Consider the following 19,547-nt stretch of genomic DNA (forward strand, 5'->3'; position numbering starts at 1 on the left):
AAACATTCAATCCGCTTATAATCCTGCCCGCTTATAATTCTGCTGACAGACGCTCCAGGTCACGCATTGTCATCACGGGAAAAACAGCCATCCCAGAGCGGATAACAAACATGGCTTCTCCATCCACTTGTCCCTCTTCGCCCAAAGCCATCAGATCATAGGTCAATGCGCGGGTCAGGCGCGCTTCCAACCGTCCGCGCACATTTATATAGGGTTTCACACCGCCGGTTGCAGCATCAATTTCAAAACGAAGCGGATGTTTTACATCTGCCTCAACATAATCATCCAGTTGCGTGCGAAAACATAAGGTCTGATCAGGCAAAACGCGCATTTCAACGGCAAGAAAATGCGCGTCCTCCACAGTGATGCCAACCCTTTCAACCGGCGTTACCAGATAGGTTTTGCCATCCTCGTCTTTGCGTAAAATAGCGGCAAAGAGCCTGACCATTTCCTTGCGGTTGATCGGTGAACCTTCATGAAACCAGCTGCCGTCGGCACGAATCTCCATATCAATATCGCCGCAAAAATCAGGCGACCATTGCTCCACGGGCGGCAATGCTTTTGTTTTTTCGCCGCCAAAACCCGTATTTTGCAAGATTTCCGCCATTTCAGCGATATTTTTACCGCTAAAATCCGGCCTTTTCGGGGACACTGTCTGCTGGGGGCTGCTTTTTACCATCCGACTCGGTTAATCCTGTTCTAATCTTCGGGCATGTCATGAAATGGTCACCGTTTCACGGCTTGCTCACAACGCTTCAGCATAGCATAAGTTTCATGCTCACGCTGATGAGTGCGCTTATTCAGTTATCTGTTTATGTGTACTTATTTAAACCATTGGCAAAGTACCGCAAACGAGGTCATTCATGCATGTTTCCGCCCCAACTCTCAATCAGGATCCACAGGACATGATCGCTGAGGCGGAAAAGGCGCTGCACGATATTGCGCAAATCCGGGAGCAGATTGCCACCACAATTTTCGGGCAGGAAGATGTTATCGAGCGCACACTGCTTGCCGTTCTGGCCGGTGGACATGCTTTGCTTGTCGGTGTGCCGGGTCTTGCTAAAACCAAGCTGGTTGAAACCTTAGGCACGGTTTTGGGGCTTGATGGCCAGCGCATCCAGTTTACCCCCGATCTGATGCCGTCCGATATTATCGGCTCTGAGGTGATGGATCAGGACGAAAGCGGCAAGCGCTCTTTTCGCTATATCAAAGGCCCAGTTTTTACCCAGCTTTTGATGGCCGATGAAATCAACCGTGCCAGCCCCCGCACTCAGTCTGCCCTTTTGCAGGCGATGCAGGAATATCATGTCACCGTTGCCGGTCAGCGTCATGATCTGCCAGCCCCTTTCCATGTGCTGGCCACCCAAAACCCGCTGGAGCAAGAAGGCACCTATCCATTGCCGGAAGCCCAGCTTGACCGCTTTCTGATGCAGATCGACATTCTCTATCCTGAGCTTGATGCCGAACGCCGCATTTTGCTGGAAACAACCGGCACCAGTAATGCCAAGGCCGAAGCCGTCATCACCGCACAACGCTTACAGGAAATGCAGGCGCTTATTCGTCGCATGCCGGTTACCGACAGTGTGGTGGATGCAATTCTGACGCTGGTGCGCTCTGCCCGCCCGGATAGCGATAATGACCATGCCCGCAAAAACATTGCATGGGGGCCAGGCCCGCGCGCCAGTCAGGCATTGATGCTGTGTGCCCGTGCGCGTGCGCTTTATCATGGCCGTTTTGCCCCGTCGATTGATGATGTCAAAGCTTTGGCCGAGCCGGTGCTGCAACATCGTATGGCGCTTAATTTTGCTGCGCGTGCCGATGGTCTTCATGTGCGCGATGTCATTGCGGATTTGGTAAAGGCCGCAGTTTAATGGCAGCAATCGGAACACGGTCAGAGGTTCAGGATCGCGGGCTGGCGCTAAGAGATGCCAAGGTTTTTGCCGCGCAAATTCCTGAGCTTCTCGTGCAGGCACAGCAAATTGCCCACACGGTGATGAATGGTTGGCACGGACGGCGCAAACGCGGTGCGGGCGAAAACTTCTGGCAGTTCCGCCCCTATAGCCAAGGCGACACCATCAACCATATTGACTGGCGCCGCTCTGCCCGTGACGATCATACTTATATCCGCGAAAAAGAATGGGAAGCCGCCCACACTGTCTGGCTGTGGAGCGATTTTTCGCCTTCGATGCTTTATGCCTCTAAGCTGGCGCTATGCTCCAAAGAAAGCCGTGCGCTCGTGCTGACCCTTGGCTTTGCCGATATTTTATCGCGCTCCGGCGAGCGTATTGCATGGCCGCAACTGCTTAAGCCTTTCAGCAGCCGTCACGGTGCGGAAAAGCTCGGAACAGCCCTGATGAACAGGCCGGAGCAACCTGCCCTGCCGCAATTTGACGGCCTCAAACGCTTCAATGAAATCATACTGTGCAGTGATTTTCTGCAACCGATTGAAGAGCTTGATCAGATATTGCAATCTCTCAGTAAACAAGGCGTTCGTGCGCATCTCGTTGAAGTGGCTGACCCTGCCGAAGAACTTTTTCCCTACTCAGGACGCACGGAATTTACCGACCCTGAAACTGGTGAAATATTGGTTATAGGGCGCGCAGAAACCTATGCAGACGACTATCAGCGCCTTTATCAGGCGCGACGCGCAGAACTCAGCGATTTTTGCAAGCGCCGTGGCTGGAGCTATACCGTCAGCCGCACGGATAGACCTGCAAGTCAGGCGCTGACGCATATTCATAATGCTTTGTCATTTACCTCTAATAATTCCATGAGCGGAGGGCGATGATGAGTGGTTTTCCGTTAAGTTTTACCGCGCCTTATCTGCTGATCGGCTTGGCTGCTCTGCCTGTCATCTGGTGGTTGTTGCGTATCACTCCGCCACGGCCGGTGCGTGAGGTTTTTGCACCGCTTGCTATTTTGGCGCGTCTTTCAAGCCCTGAAAACACACCAAGCAAAAGCCCTTGGTGGCTGACCTTATTGCGTCTTATCATTGCAGGTCTTGTTATTTTAGGCTTAGCCAATCCGGTGTGGAACCCGCCTGCACAATCAGCTATTGTCGAAAAACCACTGGCGCTCATCATTGATAATGGCTGGGGCTCGGCCAGCGACTGGCCATTGCGTGTTGATACCGCAGAAAGTCTGATCGCAGAGGCCGAAGAAGCAGAACAGCCAATTTATCTGTTTGCCACGGCGGAAAATGCCGAACAGGCTTTTGGGCCCTTTGACGGAGAAGCAGCGCGCAAAGCACTGGCGCTCATCAAACCCCGCGCTGTTAGTGTCGAGCGTGATTTTGCTTTCGCGCGTGTAGAAGCTGCCCTTGAAAAGGCTGATCACCCGCATATTGCTTATCTCACCGACGGCATCAAAACCGCAGATGATACCCAAGCTCTGGCAAGCCTTAATAAGATCGCTGGCAGTGTAGATTGGTATCCATCCGATATTGCTTCATTGGTTATTTTAAACCATGCCGAAAACACCAATGATGCTTTAAGAATAACAGCCAATCGTGCCAGCGGTAACCGCCAGGCTGAGCAATTGGCACTCATAGCCTATGATCAGAAAAACCGCTCGCTTGGCCGTTCCGATTTGCAGTTTGCGCCCAATGAAACAACGGCCACGGCTGATTTTTATGCACCTGTTGAAATGCGCAATGACGTCACCATGCTGCATATTGAAGATGCATCCCATGCCGGAGCTACTTATCTGCTGGATGCTGCCAATCAGCGCCGCCGTGTGGCGCTGTTATCGGGCGGCTCAACCGATATGTCACAACCGCTTTTGTCGCCGCTTTATTATATCAATAAAGCGCTGGAGCCTTATGCCGATCTGCTTAACCCAAATGCTGCTGATCTTTTGGAAGCTGTGCCGGAACTGATCGCACAAAAACCTGCCGTCATCATCATGGCGGATATTGGCAAATTGCCTGCCTCCGCAGAAGAACAAATCAGCGAATGGGTGGAAAACGGCGGCACATTGCTGCGCTTTGCCGGTTCAAAACTGGCGAATGCTGAAACAGATGATACGCTGCTGCCGGTGCTTTTACGTCGCGGCGAGCGCTCACTGGGCGGCGCTTTGTCATGGACAGAACCGCAGCATTTACAAGATTTTCCTAAAAACAGCCCGTTTGCCGGATTGAAGCCTTTAGGTGATGTGACCGTTAAACGACAAGTGATTGCTGAGCCTTCCCCCGATCTCTTCGACAAGACCTATGCCAGTCTTTCCGATGGCACACCCCTTGTAACCGGCGAACAACGCGGCAGCGGCAATTTGATCTTTTTCCATATTGCACCGGATACCAGCTGGTCTAACCTCTCAATTTCCGGCACATTTGTCGACATGCTGCGCCGCACATTGGCGCTTTCACGGCAAACCGGAGCACCAAATGGTTCAAGTGATACAACCTCATGGCCGCCTTTTTTAAGCCTTGCTGCTGATGGCACGCTCATGCCAGCTGCCAAGCAGGCATTGCCATTGCAGATCACAGCCGGTGAAACACCCAGAGCCACTTATCAGACACCTGCCGGTTTTTACGGCACACAAGATAATCTTTTCGCGCTCAACCTCTTTGACAAAGACATGAAGCTCGAAGCCCTTGAAAAGCCGGAACTGACAGTGCCTGTTACCGTGAAAGATTATCTCAAACGCACAAGCCTGCCTTTGCGTGGCTTTATGCTGTCAGCCGCAGCACTTTTATTGGCGCTCGACAGTGCGCTCTTGTTATATCTCAGCGGTGTTTTCAATAAACGTCGCCGCCACTTGCTAAAAGCACTGATCCTTATAGGAGTGCTGATGAATGTGGCACATTTTACCCCTGTTTCAGAAGCGCTCGCTCAGGAACAAGAAGCACAGCAAGAACCAAAACCCCACGATGACAGCAAGCCCGAAGATGCTGCAATCATCGCTTCCGTGTCACAAACCCGCCTTGCCTATATTGTCACCGGCAAACCGGAAACTGACGACATCAGCAAAGCAGGTTTGCGCGGGCTGACTTTCGCCCTTGCCGACCGCACCACGATGGAACCGGATGACGCCATCGGGCTTGATCCGGAAAAAGACATTATGGCTTTTTACCCGCTGATTTATTGGCCGGTGGAAGCCGATGCGCCTATGCCGAGCGAAGAAGCCATTGCGCGCGTCAGTGCTTATATGCAGCAAGGCGGCACGGTTTTGTTTGATACCCGCGATCAGCTAACCGCCTCATCGCAATTCGACAATGCGGCTTCAGCCAATAATTTGCGCCTGCGTGCCATTCTCAATCAAATGAATGTACCGGCACTGGAGCCAGTGCCGGAAAACCACGTTATCAGCAAAACTTTCTACATTATGCCGGAATTTCCTGGGCGCTTTTCCGGCAGCCCTTTATGGGTTGAGGCTGGAAAAGCTGGCAATGAAGACAGTAACCGTCCGGTCAATGCAGGTGATGGCGTCAGTTCCATTCTCATCACCGCCAATGATTTTGCCGGTGCATGGGCGGTTAACGAGCAGGGAGAACCGCTTTTTCCAACCATTCCCAATGATCCGATGCAGCGCATTTATGCCCTTCGCGGCGGCATCAATATTGTAATGTATATGCTGACCGGAAATTATAAATCCGATCAGGTGCATGTTCCGGCTCTCCTCGAACGGTTGGGCAATTAAGCGGTGAACTTATGACCACGATAAATTTTGAACCGCTGTTTGATTATACCAGTCTGGCACTCATTTTAGCGCCGCTGACTGTGATGGTGCTTATCGGATTTTATGTCCGCAAGAGAGGCAGTTTGCTGCGGCTGACAGCCCTTGTTGCATTAGGTTTGGCACTTACCAATCCGGTGGTGGTCGATGAAACACGCGAGCCTTTAAAAAGCACGGTTGCCGTTATTGTCGACCGTAGCCAAAGTCAGGAATTAGGCAGCCGCAAACAAGACACCGACGAAGCACTTGCAGCCCTCACCAAACGCTTAGAAGCACTGCCGCAATTTGATGTGCGTGTGGTGCAGGCAGGCGCACCGGACGAACAAAATGACGGCAATGAAACCAAATTATTTTCAAGCCTGAGCAATAGTTTGCGCGATGTGCCGCCGTCACGCATTGGCGGCGCCATTTTGCTCAGCGATGGACAGGTGCATGATATTCCGGCCGATCTGGAAGCACTTGGCTTCAACGCACCGGTCAATGCGCTTATTAGCGGCCAGCCGGACGAATTTGACCGCCGTATTGCTTTCAACAAAGCCCCCCGTTTCGGCATCAGCGGCAAACCGCTGCAAATGTCTTTCACGGTGATTGATCAGGGCGAAGCATCTGGTCAAAACAATATTGCTAATGTCAAAATCCGCATCAATGGTGAAGAAGTCAGCGAGCAACAGGCTCGTATCGGCGAAGAAACTTCGCTGACACTGGAACTGCCACATAAAGGCACCAATATCATTGAGCTCAGCACCGATGTGCTGGACGGCGAAGTCACCCCTGTCAATAATCAGGCGGTTGCGGTGGTGGATGCCATCCGTGAAAATCTGCGAGTACTGCTCGTTTCCGGCGAACCGCATAATGGCGAACGGACATGGCGCAACTTGCTGAAGTCCGACACGGCTGTCGATCTGGTGCATTTTACCATTTTGCGCCCGCCGGAAAAACAGGACGGCACACCGATTGAAGAATTGTCGCTCATTGCTTTTCCGACGCGCGAGCTTTTTGTCGATAAGGTCAATGATTTTGATCTGATCATCTTTGACCGCTATCAGCATCTCGATGTGCTGCCGCTGCTCTATTATGATTTCATCGCGCAATATGTCGAAAATGGCGGTGCTTTGCTGGTGGCAGCAGGGCCTGAATATGCCGGTTATTCATCCATTGCCCGCACACCGCTTTATAGTGTTTTGCCAGCCTTGCCGACCGGTGAAGTGACTGAAAAAGCCTTTTATCCGCGTCTGACCGATGCCGGAAAACGCCATCCTGTCACCCGTGGCCTTGAAGGCAGCGATCAGGAACCACCACAATGGAGCCGTTGGTTCCGCACCATTGATATTTCCACGCCGCAAGGCGAAGTGGTGATGAGCGGTGCCGATAATAAACCGCTTCTGGTGCTTAGCCGTGTGGGCGAAGGGCGTGTCGGCACATTGCTTTCCGATCAGGGCTGGTTGTGGGCACGTGGTTTTGAAGGCGGCGGCCCTTATGCGCCGCTCTATCGCCGCATAGCACATTGGCTGATGCAGGAACCGGATCTGGCCGAAGAAGCCCTCACCGCCAAAGGTGATGCGCGCTCGTTAAAAATCACCCGCCAGACCATGAGTGACAAAACCGACAAAGCCGTGGTCACCACACCATCAGGCAAAGAGGTTGAGCTGGACTTAAAAGAAACACAGCCCGGCCTGTTTGAAACTGTGCTGAACACAAAAGAAGTCGGTCTTTATCAAATCAAAAACGGAAATTATGATACGCTTGCCCATGTAGGGCCGGTGGATGCGCCGGAATTTACCGACATTATTTCCACCACGGATAAGCTTACGCCTTTGGCGCAATTGACCGGTGGCGGTGTCCTTCGTCTGCACAGTCAGGCGCAAAGCGCTGTCACTGTTCCGGAAATCACAATTGCCAAAGCAGGCCAAATCTTCACCAGCAACAACACGATAACACTGCGTGAAACCGCTGATACGCAATTGAAAAGCATCAATCGTCTGCCGCTGTTTTCAGGCTTTTTAAGTCTGGCGGCATTGCTGATGATTTTTGCAAGCCTTTGGTATCGTGAAGGCCGATAAGATAAAAAATCAGGCATCTTTTTTAACGGGATGCCTGATGATCAGTTCTGAATTTTAAAAGCTATATTTACGAGGCTTTTTTCAAGAGCGCAGCCGTGTGGTGATGACCGGCATAACGCATAACGCCGGAAACATGCTCCATCGCGCCCTCGCGCAATTCACAAGCCAACAGACGACGCGGATCAACCGGTGCCGGCATAGTGACAGAACCAGGCTTAATCATCTTAAAGCCAAAAGGCCCGTAATAAGGCTCGTCCCCTACCAGCACAATCAGCTTGTCGCCAACCGCTTTGGACGCATCCATTGACATTTGCATCAAATGCCGACCAATGCCGCGATTTTTAAACTCTGGTCTGACTGCCAAAGGCCCAAGCATCACCGCAGGCGTGCCGCCGATTGTAATGCGGGTCAAACGTACCGAAGCAATCACAGTGTCACCATCCAGCGCCACGAAAGACAGCCTCAAGTCATGCGGGCCGCCTTCACGAATGAAATGCGCAGCTCTGGTAAAACGACCCGGCCCGAAAGCCTCAGCATTGATGTCTTCAATCTGCTGGTTATGCGCAGCATTTTCCTGCACGTAGGTCAGTTCTGTTTGCTTCATGGCAATATTCGCATTCTTAGAGATAAAAGGGGCCGTTGGCCTTCAGGCATGCAAGTTCGACGCTGTAAAAGCGCTCACCAGTCTCATCGTCGGATGAAAAGCATACCTGTCAAAACACGTCTCCAAAGGGGCACTGATTGCCCGCGAACGTTTCCCACCTAGCACCAATAAATCTTCACGTAAAGTGGTGTTACACTGTGTTCACTCATATCATGGCTGTAAATATGCCGTTTGATCGCTATTTATATAAAAAGACAAGATCAAAACAGGCGTTGAAACGCCCCGTTGCAGATTAAGGAAATTAACCCATGGGATTACTTGTAGACGGTAAATGGCACGATGTCTGGTATGACACCGATAAAACCCAAGGCCGGTTTGAGCGCTCCAAATCGCAATTTCGTAATTGGGTGACCAAAGACGGCTCCGCCGGCATTACCGGTCGCGACGGTTTCAAAGCAGAAGCCGGACGTTATCATCTTTATGTTTCTTATGCTTGTCCCTGGGCACACCGCACATTGATTTTCCGTGCGCTTAAAGGTTTGAGCGATATTATCTCCGTCTCGGTGGTTGACTATTACATGGGCAAAGACGGCTGGACATTTAAAGGCGAACATGGCGCCACCGGCGACACGCTTTATGGTTCAGAATTTTTGCACCAGATTTATACCCGCGCCGATCCGCAATATTCCGGCCGTGTGACGGTTCCGGTTTTATGGGACAAAAAACTGCAAACCATTGTCTCCAATGAATCGGCAGAAATCATCCGTATGCTCAATGCAGCCTTTGATGAATTCGGCAATAGTGATTTGGATTTTTATCCGGAAGCTTTGCGCAGCGACATTGATGCGCTCAATGATTTTATCTATCCGAGCATCAATAATGGTGTTTACCGCGCCGGTTTTGCCACATCTCAGGAAGCCTATGAAGAGGCCTATAAGGATGTTTTTGCAGCCCTTGATGCGTTGGAAATCCGTTTGCAGAATAACCGTTATTTAACAGGTTCGGCCTTAACTGAAGCTGATTGGCGTTTGTTCACCACATTGATCCGTTTTGATCCGGTCTATGTCGGGCACTTCAAATGTAATTTGCGCCGGATTGAAGATTATCCGGCTCTTTCAAATTACACCCGCGAGCTTTATCAAATGGCGGGAATTGCCGAGACGGTCAATATGGAGCATATAAAAGGTCACTATTACACCAGCCATAAAAACATCAACCCGACCGGGGTGGTGCCTTTAGGCCCAAAAATTGATTTTGATGCCCCACATGATCGGGCGCGTTTGAACGCCGACAGATAATATTAAAAGCCAAAGGTTAGCGCGGATATGAATCAACCTATCAACGAAGTTCATCATGCCATTGATGAGGCTAGTATTTCTCGTTTGGTACGAGAGTTTTATAACCGCGCGCGCCAGGATGAAGAGATCGGTGAGATCTTCAACAGCAATGTAGCAGACTGGGAGCATCACCTTCAAACGATTACTGATTTCTGGTCATCGATCATTATGAAGACAGGGCGCTATGACGGGCGCCCGCTTCCGCCGCATCTGCGACTTGGCTTACAGGAAAAGCACTTCGACCGCTGGCTGCAATTGTTTGAAAAAACAGCGCTGGAAATCTGGCCGGAAGAAGCGGCAAATGTCTTTATCTATCGTGCCAAGCGCATTGCCGACAGTTTTGAAATGGCAATTTCGACACAAGCCGGTGAATATAAAAGCCCGCGCCATAGCCGTCGGGTGTAGAATATTGGCCTGAACAGGCACCATAATAATAAAATCCCTTTGCCATCAATGTGGCAAAGGGATTTTCTGAATCAATTCATTAGTTCTGTTTGGCACGCATCAACATGCCATAAAGATCGCGCGGCTCATCCGGATCGGCCAGCATATCCAGCTGCACAAAATACTCCGTCCCTTCCAGCTTATCGCGCACATAGCGAAGTGCTGAAAAATCTTCCGTCGCAAAACCAACCGAGTCAAACAGAGTAATCTGCTGCTTGCTTGTGCGCCCTTGTTTTTTACCCGTTATCACTTCCCACATTTCAGTAACAGGATGATCTTGCGGCAATTGCTGAATTTCACCTTCAATGCGGGTTTGTGGTGTATATTCGACAAAAATATCCGAGCGCAGCAAAATGTCGGCATGCAGTTCGGTCTTGCCCGGACAGTCGCCGCCAACACCATTAATATGCACACCAGCGCCCACCATATTGTCGGTGAGGATCGTGGCATTTTGCTTGTCAGCCGTCACTGTGGTGATGATCTGTGCGCCCTCAACTGCCGCCTCAACAGACGAACAAATTTGAATATCAAAGCCCGCATTTTGCAAATTGCGCGCGACCTTTTCACTGGCCGAGCGATCAATATCATAAAGGCGCAAATGATCGACACCCAGCAAAGCTTTGAAAGCAAGCGCCTGAAACTCACATTGCGCACCATTGCCGATCATCGCCATGGTGCGGGAGTTTTCCGGTGCCAGATATTTAGCCACCACCGCGGAGGTCGCAGCTGTGCGTAGCGCCGTTAATATAGTCATTTCGGTCAGTAAAATCGGATAGCCGCTGGCAACATCAGCCAGCACACCAAAAGCAGTGACAGTCTGCAAACCTTCATGCGTGTTCTTCGGGTGGCCGTTCACATATTTAAAGCCGTAAAGTGTGCCGTCACTGGTCGGCATCAACTCAATCACGCCTACATCGGAATGTGCCGCTACACGCGGTGTTTTATCAAACAGCTCCCAACGGCGAAAATCGTCCTCCACATAGGCGGCCAGTTCTTTCAAAAAGACATCAACGCCAATATTGAGCACCAGTTTCATCATGTGATCAACACTGACAAATGGCACATTATTCAACTGTAAAGACATGCTAACCTCATTCCCCCGTATAACTCACCGTCGGACGATCCATTACGCGGCGCCCGAACAGACTGGCGGTTAAATCCACCATCACATGCGCAGTACGTCCGCGCTCATCCAGAAACGGATTAAGCTCCACCAGATCGAGGCTGGTCACCAGACCGCTGTCATGCAGCATTTCCATGATCAGATGCGCTTCACGGAAGGTCGCACCACCCGGCACAGTGGTGCCAACGGCTGGCGCTATCTGCGGATCAAGAAAATCCACATCAAGGCTTACATGCAGCATGCCATCTTCACGTTCCACACGCGCCAGAAAATCACGCAGCAAAACGCCCACGCCATGTTCATCAATCACGCGCATATCATGCACAGTAATGCCGGTTTTACTGATCATACGGCGCTCCGCCGGATCAACGCTGCGAATGCCCATCATGCAAATATTATTCGGATCAACCGGCGCTAGCAGCTCAGGATAATACCCTTCAAACCCCGCCTGACCGGTGTAATAAGCAACCGGTGTACCATGCAGATTGCCGCTGTCGGTGGTGTTGAGATTATGAAAATCCGTATGCGCATCCAGCCACAGCACAAAAAGCTTTTTGCCTTTTTCGCTTGCATAGCGCTGCACGCCGGAAACAGAACCGGCAGCCACCAAATGATCGCCGCCCAAAAAGATCGGAAAGCCTTCGCCTGCAAGCTGATAGGCTTTTTCGCTGGTAGCTTTAATCCAGGCAATGGTCTCGTTGAGATTTTTAATCGCCGCATTAGGATGGCTAAGCCGCCCTTTTTGAGCAGGCACAAGATCACCCAGATCTTCTACAGTGTGCCCCAGTTCGGTGATCGCCTGAACAAGTCCGGCTGCACGAAAACCGTTTGGCCCCATATTGCAGCCCATACGACCAGTACCTTCTTGCACCGGCACGCCGATAATTTTGCATTCCATCCGCAAACCCTCATTTTTCAGCTGTTAGTTGAACATGAAGCACTGGCAAAACGAACAGTACGAATTGGCAAATACGCTATTTTAACTTATCATAACGGCAGATTAATTTATCATTTTGGTAATCCATGGATTCGATTGACGAAAAACTCATCACTTTGCTGCGCCATAACGGACGCCGCAGCATCTCTGATCTGGCACTGGAAACCGATCTTTCCCGTGCAACAGTGCGCGCCCGCATGGAGCGCTTGGAAAAATCAGGCGATATTCTCGGCTATACGGTGATTTTGCGTGCTGATGCCGTCGATCTGCCGGTACGTGGTATTATGATGATTGAAATTGAAGGCCATGTGACTGACCGCATTGTGCGCTCACTTGGCGGCTTTGCCGAAGTTTCGGCCATTCACACCACCAATGGCCGCTGGGATCTGATCGTGGAACTGGGTGCTGCCACGCTTTCTGATTTTGATGCGATTTTGCGGCGTATCCGTCTGCTGCCCGGTATTACAGCGAGTGAAACCAATTTGCTTCTGGCCACCCCGCGCAGCACCCGCGCGCGTTTGTAAATAACGCCATTCAGGCACGCTCATTTCCTGTGGATGTGCCACATAGATGATGCAGTTTGATTGCATAAGGCGCGCAGCCAACTATCATTCTGCAATGAATAAACAAGGTTGAATTACATATGGCAGACGACATCAAGCGTATCGCTCCCCTGATTGCAGCTGAAATCAATGCTCGGCCGGAACAAGCCGCCGCAGCCATTCAGTTGCTTGATGAAGGGTCCACTGTTCCTTTCGTGGCACGTTACCGTAAGGAAGTAACCGGTGGGCTGGACGATACGCAATTGCGTATCCTCTCTGAACGCCTGACTTACTTGCGCGAGCTGGAAGCACGCCGCAACACCATTCTTGAAACGATCAATTCGCAAGGCAAGCTGACACCTGATCTACAATTGAAAATCGCCGGTGTTGCCACCAAAGCCGAGCTTGAAGACATTTATCTGCCCTATAAGCCTAAACGCCGGACACGCGCTGAAATTGCCCGCGAGCGCGGCCTTGCACCACTGGCCGAGGCTATTATGGCTGATCGCACTGTTGTGCCTGCAAAATTAGCTGAAACCTATGTGCAAGGTGACGTCACGGATGTTAAAGCCGCCCTTGAAGGTGCGCGCGATATTATCGCCGAAGGTTTTACCGAAAACGCCGACCTGCTTGGCCGCCTGCGTCAGCATATGCGTAACAGCGCACATCTGCGCTCCAAAGTAGTGGATGGCAAACAGGAAGCGGGCGCTAAATTCTCCGACTATTTCGACCATTCGGAACGCTGGAGCAATATTGCCGGACACCGCGCACTCGCTATGCTGCGTGGCCGCAACGAAGATTTTCTCTCGCTCGACATTGAAGTCGATGAAGATGATACATCCCCGCTCAAGCCTGTCATTCGTATGATTGCCGCCAGCTACCAGATCGGCAACACATTGCCTGCCGATCAATGGCTGATGGAAGTGGTCAACTGGACATGGCGCGTTAAACTTTCCCTGTCGCTGTCGCTCGATTTGATGCGAGAACTGCGTGAGCGCGCTGAAGAAGAAGCCATTCAGGTTTTTGCCCGCAACCTGAAAGACCTGTTGCTCGCCGCCCCTGCCGGATCGCGCGCCACTATGGGTCTTGATCCGGGCATCCGCACCGGCGTTAAAGTCGCGATTGTTGACGGCACCGGAAAACTGCTTGATCACTCAACCGTTTATCCGTTTCCGCCAAAAAACGATCTGCGTGGCACACAGGCAGAACTTGCCTCATTGGTGCGCAAACATAAAATCGAACTGATCGCCATTGGTAATGGCACCGGCAGCCGCGAGACTGAGCGTCTGGTAGTCGATATGTTAAACGACATGCCCAATGATTTATCGGCTCCCAAACCTTTAAAAGTCATTGTCTCTGAGGCTGGTGCATCGGTTTATTCAGCTTCCGAAACTGCGGCAGCAGAATTTCCTGATCTGGATGTTTCCATCCGTGGTGCTGTTTCCATTGCCCGCCGCCTGCAAGACCCGCTGGCGGAACTCGTAAAAATCGAACCAAAATCCATTGGTGTTGGCCAGTATCAGCACGATGTTGACCAGTCACGCCTCGCACGCTCGCTTGATGCGGTGGTGGAAGATGCAGTGAATGCGGTTGGCGTTGATCTCAATACCGCTTCCGCCTCCCTGCTGGCTCGCGTTTCCGGCCTTGGTCAATCCTTAGCTGAGGCGATTATCGCGCATCGCAATGAAACAGGCCCGTTCAAAACCCGCAAAGAGCTGTTGAAAGTTCCCCGTCTTGGCAACCGCACCTTTGAGCAGGCGGCAGGTTTCTTACGCATTCCTGATGGTAAAGAACCGCTCGATGCTTCATCGGTGCACCCTGAAGCCTATGGCGTCGCCAAGAAAATCGTTGCAGCCTGTGGGCGTGATGTGCGCGCGCTGATGGGCGACAGCTCCATGCTAAAAGCGCTTGATCCAAAACTCTTTGTCGATGAGCGCTTTGGCCTGCCAACCGTTAAAGACATTATCGCAGAACTGGAAAAACCAGGCCGCGACCCGCGTCCGGGCTTTAAAACCGCCACTTTTGCCGATGGTATTGATGACATTAAAGACCTCAAACCCGGCATGCAGCTGGAAGGCACAGTCACCAATGTGGCAGCCTTTGGTGCCTTTGTGGATATTGGCGTGCATCAGGACGGCCTCGTCCATGTCTCGCAACTGGCCGACCGTTTCGTCAAAGATCCGCATGAAGTGGTAAAAGCCGGTGATGTAGTGAAGGTGCGTGTGACGGAAGTGGATGTGCCACGCAAACGCATCGGCCTGACCATGCGCAAAGATGGTGCTACTGAGACCGCCCCTGCACCACGCACAGCCCAAAAACCTGCGCCACAATTTAAAAACAAGCCGCAAGCAAGCGCCAAGAGCAATGAAAGCTCCCAAGGGGCTTTCGGCGCGGCATTGCTGGAAGCAATGCGTAAAAAGTAAAAACCAGAACGGGCTTGTCATCAACTGACAAGCCCGTTTTTTATTTCTTCTGCACCTGCCCCAAAATCCATTGGCAGAATATCTGCGTCAGCGGATTATCAAGTTTTCCTTCCGGCACCACCAGATAATAATCATTATCCGTCTGCATTGGGCGGTCAAACAGCACCTGCAATTGCCCGTCACGCAATTCCTGCTCAATCAGATAAAGCGGCAGAAGTGCCACGCCCATGCCAGCAATGGCCGCACCAATCACCATCGAAAACTGATCAAAACGATGCCCATGATAGGCGGATTGTACTTCGCAATCACACATTTCAAACCACTGCGCCCATAATTTCGGCCGTGTTTCCAAATGCAGCAGCGCTTGCGCCTGTAAATCTTGCGGCGCATCAAAGCTGCGTCCTGCCAGAAACGCGGGTGATGCCACCGGCACAATCATTTCGCTGCACAAATAAGTACAACTCGCATGCGCCCAAACCGGTTTGCCATAATGAATAGCCAGATCAAAAGGCTGCTCGTCAAAATCAAAAATCGTCGAGCGCGAGGCAATATGCAGCGCAATGCCTTCGTGATTTTTGGTAAAATCAGGCAGTCTTGGCATCAGCCAGCGATTACCGAATGTGGGCAAAGTGGCGATGCTCAAACCGGATGTTGACTGTGCCGACGCCATCGCCCGCAGCATTGTATCTTCCGTTTGGCTTAGTAAGCGACGCACTTCGGGTAAAAATTTCTGCCCTGCATCGGACAATAAAATGCGTTGGCGTACCCGCTCAAATAACAGCACGCCCAGCTGGTTTTCCAGCTCTTTGATCTGGCGGCTTACAGCGCTTTGTGTCAGATTAAGTTCCAAGCCCGCTTGCGTGAAACTGCCGTGACGCGCCGCACACTCAAAAGCTTGTAAATTGCCGATATCCGGTATCAGCCGACGGTTCAGCTTCATTCCTATCTCGCATCAACATAGTTATTTTCATTGCAATCTTAGGCTAAAAATCGCTGATATAATACTATAAATTCATGAAGACCGATTGTGACTAAAGGAAAGCACCCATGAGCAGCGTGACAAGTGATGTAAAAACAGAAACCGCAGAGATTCTGACACGGTTGGGTGTACATAGCTCTCTTTATAGCAGCGGAAATCTCAACGCTTACACGCCTGTTACCGGCGAAAAAATCGCAACCATCCCGGCACACACAGCCGACCATGCCGCACAAATTATTGATGCAGCTCATATTGCCTTTAAAGAATGGCGCATGGTGCCTGCACCGCGTCGTGGAGAATTGATCCGGCTTTTTGGCGAAGAACTGCGCGCCGCCAAAGACGATCTCGGCCGTCTCGTTTCTATTGAAGCCGGTAAGATCACGTCTGAAGGCCTGGGCGAAGTGCAGGAAATGATCGACATTTGCGACTTCGCAGTTGGCCTTTCCCGTCAGCTTTACGGCCTCACCATCGCAACCGAACGCGCCGGCCACCGCATGATGGAAACATGGCATCCGCTGGGTGTTGTCGGTGTTATTTCCGCATTCAACTTCCCTGTTGCCGTATGGGCATGGAACACCGCTTTAGCGCTTGTCTGCGGCAATAGTGTTGTGTGGAAGCCATCCGAAAAAAGCCTGCTCACAGCGCTTGCCTGTGATGCGCTTTTAGCGCGCGCGCTCAAACGCTTTGGTGATGCGCCGAAAAATCTTTCCTCTGTACTGCTTGGTGACCGAGTGATGGGGGAAGCCCTTGTCGACAACGCAAAAGTAGCGCTTGTTTCCGCCACCGGCTCCACCCGTATGGGGCGCGAAGTGGGCCCGCGTCTGGCCAAACGCTTTGCCCGTTCCATTCTGGAACTTGGCGGCAATAATGCCGGTATTGTCTGCCCGTCAGCCGATCAGGATATGGCCTTGCGCGCCATTGCCTTTGGTGCGATGGGCACTGCCGGTCAGCGTTGCACCACCATGCGCCGCCTGTTCGTACATGAAAGCATCTATGATCAGTTTGTACCGCGCTTGCAAAAAGCCTATCAATCGGTGTCCGTCGGCAACCCGCTCACCAGTTCTGCGCTTGTTGGCCCGCTGATCGACAAACAATCCTTTGATGCCATGCAGGAAAGCCTTAAAAAGGCTGAAGCACAAGGCGGGAAAATCACCGGCGGCAACCGCGTCGATCTTGGGCTTGAAAATGCCTATTATGCCAAGCCAGCTTTGGTCGAGATGCCAAAGCAAACCTCGCCCGTAACAGAAGAAACCTTCGCACCGATTCTCTATGTGATGAAATATAGCGATTTTGATGATGTGCTGGAAAAGCACAATGCTGTTGGTGCTGGTCTTTCATCTTCCATCTTCACGCTGAATTTGCAGGAAGCGGAACGCTTTCTCTCAGCAGAAGGCTCTGATTGCGGCATTGCCAATGTTAATATCGGTACATCGGGCGCAGAAATCGGCGGTGCATTCGGCGGTGAAAAAGAAACCGGCGGCGGACGAGAATCCGGTTCTGACGCATGGAAGGGCTATATGCGCCGCGCCACTAATACGATCAATTATTCAAAAGCCCTGCCATTGGCGCAAGGCGTATCCTTCGACATTGAATAATCACATGCATAAAAAAGCCCCGCAAATGCGGGGCTTTTTTTTAATAGGTTTAACCCATACGCTCGGAAGCATAAGAATCAGGACTTGCCGGAAACACCACCGTGCGATCACCATTTAAAAATGTGCGATTATGGATATGGGCATGGACGGCGCGTGCCAGCACCTGCGCTTCCACATCACGGCCAATCGACACATAATCAGCAGCACTTTGCGCATGGGTCACACGCGCCACATCCTGCTCAATAATCGGGCCTTCATCGAGATCAGCCGTGACATAATGTGCAGTTGCACCAATCAGTTTAACGCCACGCTCATAAGCCTGTTTATAAGGATTAGCACCCTTAAACGATGGCAAGAAAGAGTGATGGATGTTGATGATGCGGCCGGACATTTTCTGGCACAGATCATCCGATAAAATCTGCATATAACGTGCTAAAACCACCAGCTCGGTGCCGGTTTCCTCAACAATAGCCATCATGCGGGCTTCAGCTTCAACCTTATTGTCTTTCGTCACCACAATATGGTGGAACGGAATATCATGATTAACCACCACTTTTTGATAATCAAAATGGTTGGAAATCACCCCGACAATATCAATCGGCAGCGCGCCGATTTTCCAGCGATATAGCAGATCGTTCAGGCAGTGACCAAAGCGCGATACCATCAGCAGCACTTTCATGCGCTCATTGGTATCATGAAATTCAAAATGCATATCAAAAGGCGCGCCGACTTCGGCAAAGCCACTGCGCAGCTCCTCCAGCCCTGCCCCTTCCTCGGAAATAAAACTAATACGCATGAAAAAACGACCATGTTTCAGATCATCAAACTGCGCACTATCAATGATGTTGCAACCCTTAGCCGTCAGATAGCCCGAAATCGCAGCAACAATACCGCGGGACGCACGACAGCTTACCGTTAGAACATAATTATGCATTGTATTTCCTCAATAAAACCCCACACTCCTCCACCCGGAGCGCACTTCGAAATTGCATCGCAGCTGTAATGCACTGCCCACATTGCACCCGCAAGAGTAATCTTGGAAATTTATCGGTCGTGATGCTCGCCGATGCTAAGTTCCGCGACAAAATCATAGGCATCGCCGCGATACATTGTGCGTGTAAGCTCCACCACTTCACCTGTGGCCAGATATGACACCCGCTCAATCAACAAGGCCGGTGCATTAGGTGGCGTTTTTAACAGCCGGGCATTTTTCGTGTCCAGCGCCACCGCCTGAAAGCGCTGTTGCGCGCGCACCGGTTCATAGCCCTGCGCCATAAAAGCCTTATAAAGTGAACGAATATTATCAAGCTCATCGCCTAAATAATGGCGTGGCACAACGGCCCATTCCAGCGCCAATGGCATTTGATCCACCAGCCGCAAACGATGTAAACGCACTATCTGGGCGCTGCGCTCAATTTGTAAAATCTGTGCTTCATCCGCGCTCGGATAATCAATTTTAATATCCAGCGTTTTAGCTTCAGGCTGTTTGCCACGCGCCAGAATAGCTTGCGAAAAAGATGTCAGTTTCCATAAAGGCTGGCTGATACGCGCCGGACGCTCAGCTATATATCGGCCACTGCCGTGCCGCGTTTCAATCAATCGCTGATCGGCCAAAATCTTATAAGCGCTGCGCACAGTGACACGCCCGATATCGAGCATTTCCGCCAATTCACGCTCCGGCGGCAGGGCACTGCCGGCAGGCAAAACATCTTGCTGGATAAGCTTTTTGAGAACAGATGCCAGATGCTTATAAAGCGGCCCGCTGCGTTCCTGCTCGCGCAAGCCCGTCAACTCAATCGCTTCTTTTAAACTGACCTGTTCCATGAC

The 19,547-nt window shown here is 51.3% G+C and carries 16 protein-coding genes; 9 read left to right on the plus strand and 7 right to left on the minus strand.

Features of this window, described 5'->3' with window-relative positions:
- Positions 1 to 31: 31 nt before the first annotated feature.
- The gene (locus tag FHS77_RS02255) at positions 32 to 607 is read right to left on the minus strand and encodes a DUF1285 domain-containing protein (RefSeq protein ID WP_246431203.1); all 576 of its coding nucleotides are present in this window, start codon (positions 605 to 607) and stop codon (positions 32 to 34) included.
- A gap of 256 nt (positions 608 to 863) precedes the next feature.
- On the opposite strand from FHS77_RS02255, the gene FHS77_RS02260 reads away from it, so the two are divergent.
- Genes FHS77_RS02260 through FHS77_RS02275 form a run of 4 tightly spaced genes read left to right on the plus strand, consistent with a single transcriptional unit; the run spans position 864 to position 7,736 of the window.
- Entirely contained in the window at positions 864 to 1,871 is a 1,008-nt protein-coding gene (locus FHS77_RS02260; RefSeq protein ID WP_184219344.1) for an AAA family ATPase, read from the plus strand.
- Positions 1,871 to 2,788 carry a DUF58 domain-containing protein gene (locus FHS77_RS02265; protein ID WP_184219347.1) on the plus strand — a complete coding sequence of 306 codons (918 nt, stop codon included), beginning with the start codon at positions 1,871 to 1,873 and terminating at the stop codon, positions 2,786 to 2,788. The genes FHS77_RS02260 and FHS77_RS02265 overlap by 1 nt, the downstream gene beginning before the upstream one ends.
- Complete coding sequence (locus FHS77_RS02270; RefSeq protein WP_184219349.1) at positions 2,788 to 5,640, plus strand: DUF4159 domain-containing protein; 2,853 nt, start codon at positions 2,788 to 2,790, stop codon at positions 5,638 to 5,640. Before FHS77_RS02265 ends, FHS77_RS02270 begins: the two co-directional genes overlap by 1 nt.
- Positions 5,641 to 5,651: 11 nt before the next feature.
- Positions 5,652 to 7,736: a hypothetical protein gene (locus tag FHS77_RS02275; protein WP_184219352.1), complete on the plus strand. Its 2,085-nt coding sequence runs from the start codon at positions 5,652 to 5,654 to the stop codon at positions 7,734 to 7,736.
- Positions 7,737 to 7,803: 67 nt separating this feature from the next.
- Here FHS77_RS02275 and FHS77_RS02280 read toward each other — a convergent pair whose 3' ends face one another.
- Positions 7,804 to 8,340, minus strand: coding sequence for a GNAT family N-acetyltransferase (locus tag FHS77_RS02280; RefSeq protein WP_184219355.1), 537 nt, complete (start codon positions 8,338 to 8,340; stop codon positions 7,804 to 7,806).
- A 308-nt stretch (positions 8,341 to 8,648) separates the two neighbouring features.
- Between FHS77_RS02280 and FHS77_RS02285 the strand changes: the two genes are divergently transcribed.
- Together FHS77_RS02285 and FHS77_RS02290 are read left to right on the plus strand one after the other, a co-directional pair.
- Positions 8,649 to 9,638 carry a glutathione S-transferase family protein gene (locus FHS77_RS02285; RefSeq protein ID WP_184219358.1) on the plus strand — a complete coding sequence of 330 codons (990 nt, stop codon included), beginning with the start codon at positions 8,649 to 8,651 and terminating at the stop codon, positions 9,636 to 9,638.
- A 27-nt stretch (positions 9,639 to 9,665) separates the two neighbouring features.
- Complete coding sequence (locus FHS77_RS02290; RefSeq protein WP_184219360.1) at positions 9,666 to 10,082, plus strand: group III truncated hemoglobin; 417 nt, start codon at positions 9,666 to 9,668, stop codon at positions 10,080 to 10,082.
- Between the two features lie 79 nt (positions 10,083 to 10,161).
- On the opposite strand, the gene FHS77_RS02295 is transcribed toward FHS77_RS02290, so the two are convergent.
- Both FHS77_RS02295 and rocF read right to left on the minus strand, forming a co-directional pair.
- The gene (locus tag FHS77_RS02295; RefSeq protein ID WP_184219363.1) at positions 10,162 to 11,205 is read right to left on the minus strand and encodes an ornithine cyclodeaminase; all 1,044 of its coding nucleotides are present in this window, start codon (positions 11,203 to 11,205) and stop codon (positions 10,162 to 10,164) included.
- A 7-nt stretch (positions 11,206 to 11,212) separates the two neighbouring features.
- Complete coding sequence (gene rocF / locus FHS77_RS02300) at positions 11,213 to 12,142, minus strand: arginase (RefSeq protein WP_184219366.1); 930 nt, start codon at positions 12,140 to 12,142, stop codon at positions 11,213 to 11,215.
- Positions 12,143 to 12,267: 125 nt separating this feature from the next.
- On the opposite strand from rocF, the gene FHS77_RS02305 reads away from it, so the two are divergent.
- Both FHS77_RS02305 and FHS77_RS02310 read left to right on the plus strand, forming a co-directional pair.
- Complete coding sequence (locus tag FHS77_RS02305) at positions 12,268 to 12,705, plus strand: Lrp/AsnC family transcriptional regulator (protein WP_184219369.1); 438 nt, start codon at positions 12,268 to 12,270, stop codon at positions 12,703 to 12,705.
- 119 nt (positions 12,706 to 12,824) lie between these two features.
- On the plus strand, positions 12,825 to 15,146 hold the full coding sequence (locus FHS77_RS02310) for a Tex family protein (RefSeq protein WP_184219372.1): 2,322 nt from the start codon (positions 12,825 to 12,827) through the stop codon (positions 15,144 to 15,146).
- Between the two features lie 40 nt (positions 15,147 to 15,186).
- Here FHS77_RS02310 and FHS77_RS02315 read toward each other — a convergent pair whose 3' ends face one another.
- Positions 15,187 to 16,086: a LysR family transcriptional regulator gene (locus tag FHS77_RS02315; protein WP_184219374.1), complete on the minus strand. Its 900-nt coding sequence runs from the start codon at positions 16,084 to 16,086 to the stop codon at positions 15,187 to 15,189.
- 107 nt (positions 16,087 to 16,193) lie between these two features.
- On the opposite strand from FHS77_RS02315, the gene amaB reads away from it, so the two are divergent.
- On the plus strand, positions 16,194 to 17,720 hold the full coding sequence (gene amaB, locus FHS77_RS02320; RefSeq protein ID WP_184219377.1) for an L-piperidine-6-carboxylate dehydrogenase: 1,527 nt from the start codon (positions 16,194 to 16,196) through the stop codon (positions 17,718 to 17,720).
- Positions 17,721 to 17,769: 49 nt separating this feature from the next.
- On the opposite strand, the gene purU is transcribed toward amaB, so the two are convergent.
- Both purU and FHS77_RS02330 read right to left on the minus strand, forming a co-directional pair.
- The gene (purU, locus tag FHS77_RS02325) at positions 17,770 to 18,654 is read right to left on the minus strand and encodes a formyltetrahydrofolate deformylase (RefSeq protein ID WP_184219380.1); all 885 of its coding nucleotides are present in this window, start codon (positions 18,652 to 18,654) and stop codon (positions 17,770 to 17,772) included.
- Positions 18,655 to 18,764: 110 nt separating this feature from the next.
- Entirely contained in the window at positions 18,765 to 19,544 is a 780-nt protein-coding gene (locus tag FHS77_RS02330) for a GntR family transcriptional regulator (RefSeq protein ID WP_184219383.1), read from the minus strand.
- Positions 19,545 to 19,547: the final 3 nt, after the last annotated feature.

Origin of the sequence: Paenochrobactrum gallinarii (genome assembly GCF_014205685.1) — a bacterium.
Taxonomy (GTDB): Bacteria; Pseudomonadota; Alphaproteobacteria; order Rhizobiales; family Rhizobiaceae; genus Paenochrobactrum; species Paenochrobactrum gallinarii.

Excerpts from the sequence above, each read along its gene's own strand:
- FHS77_RS02255 (WP_246431203.1), bottom strand. The coding sequence starts at position 607 with ATGGCGGAAATCTTGCAAAATACGGGTTTTGGCGGCGAAAAAACAAAA.
- FHS77_RS02260 (WP_184219344.1), top strand. The coding sequence starts at position 864 with ATGCATGTTTCCGCCCCAACTCTCAATCAGGATCCACAGGACATGATC.
- FHS77_RS02265 (WP_184219347.1), top strand. The coding sequence starts at position 1,871 with ATGGCAGCAATCGGAACACGGTCAGAGGTTCAGGATCGCGGGCTGGCG.
- FHS77_RS02270 (WP_184219349.1), top strand. The coding sequence starts at position 2,788 with ATGAGTGGTTTTCCGTTAAGTTTTACCGCGCCTTATCTGCTGATCGGC.
- FHS77_RS02275 (WP_184219352.1), top strand. The coding sequence starts at position 5,652 with ATGACCACGATAAATTTTGAACCGCTGTTTGATTATACCAGTCTGGCA.
- FHS77_RS02280 (WP_184219355.1), bottom strand. The coding sequence starts at position 8,340 with ATGAAGCAAACAGAACTGACCTACGTGCAGGAAAATGCTGCGCATAAC.
- FHS77_RS02285 (WP_184219358.1), top strand. The coding sequence starts at position 8,649 with ATGGGATTACTTGTAGACGGTAAATGGCACGATGTCTGGTATGACACC.
- FHS77_RS02290 (WP_184219360.1), top strand. The coding sequence starts at position 9,666 with ATGAATCAACCTATCAACGAAGTTCATCATGCCATTGATGAGGCTAGT.
- FHS77_RS02295 (WP_184219363.1), bottom strand. The coding sequence starts at position 11,205 with ATGTCTTTACAGTTGAATAATGTGCCATTTGTCAGTGTTGATCACATG.
- rocF (WP_184219366.1), bottom strand. The coding sequence starts at position 12,142 with ATGGAATGCAAAATTATCGGCGTGCCGGTGCAAGAAGGTACTGGTCGT.
- FHS77_RS02305 (WP_184219369.1), top strand. The coding sequence starts at position 12,268 with ATGGATTCGATTGACGAAAAACTCATCACTTTGCTGCGCCATAACGGA.
- FHS77_RS02310 (WP_184219372.1), top strand. The coding sequence starts at position 12,825 with ATGGCAGACGACATCAAGCGTATCGCTCCCCTGATTGCAGCTGAAATC.
- FHS77_RS02315 (WP_184219374.1), bottom strand. The coding sequence starts at position 16,086 with ATGAAGCTGAACCGTCGGCTGATACCGGATATCGGCAATTTACAAGCT.
- amaB (WP_184219377.1), top strand. The coding sequence starts at position 16,194 with ATGAGCAGCGTGACAAGTGATGTAAAAACAGAAACCGCAGAGATTCTG.
- purU (WP_184219380.1), bottom strand. The coding sequence starts at position 18,654 with ATGCATAATTATGTTCTAACGGTAAGCTGTCGTGCGTCCCGCGGTATT.
- FHS77_RS02330 (WP_184219383.1), bottom strand. The coding sequence starts at position 19,544 with ATGGAACAGGTCAGTTTAAAAGAAGCGATTGAGTTGACGGGCTTGCGC.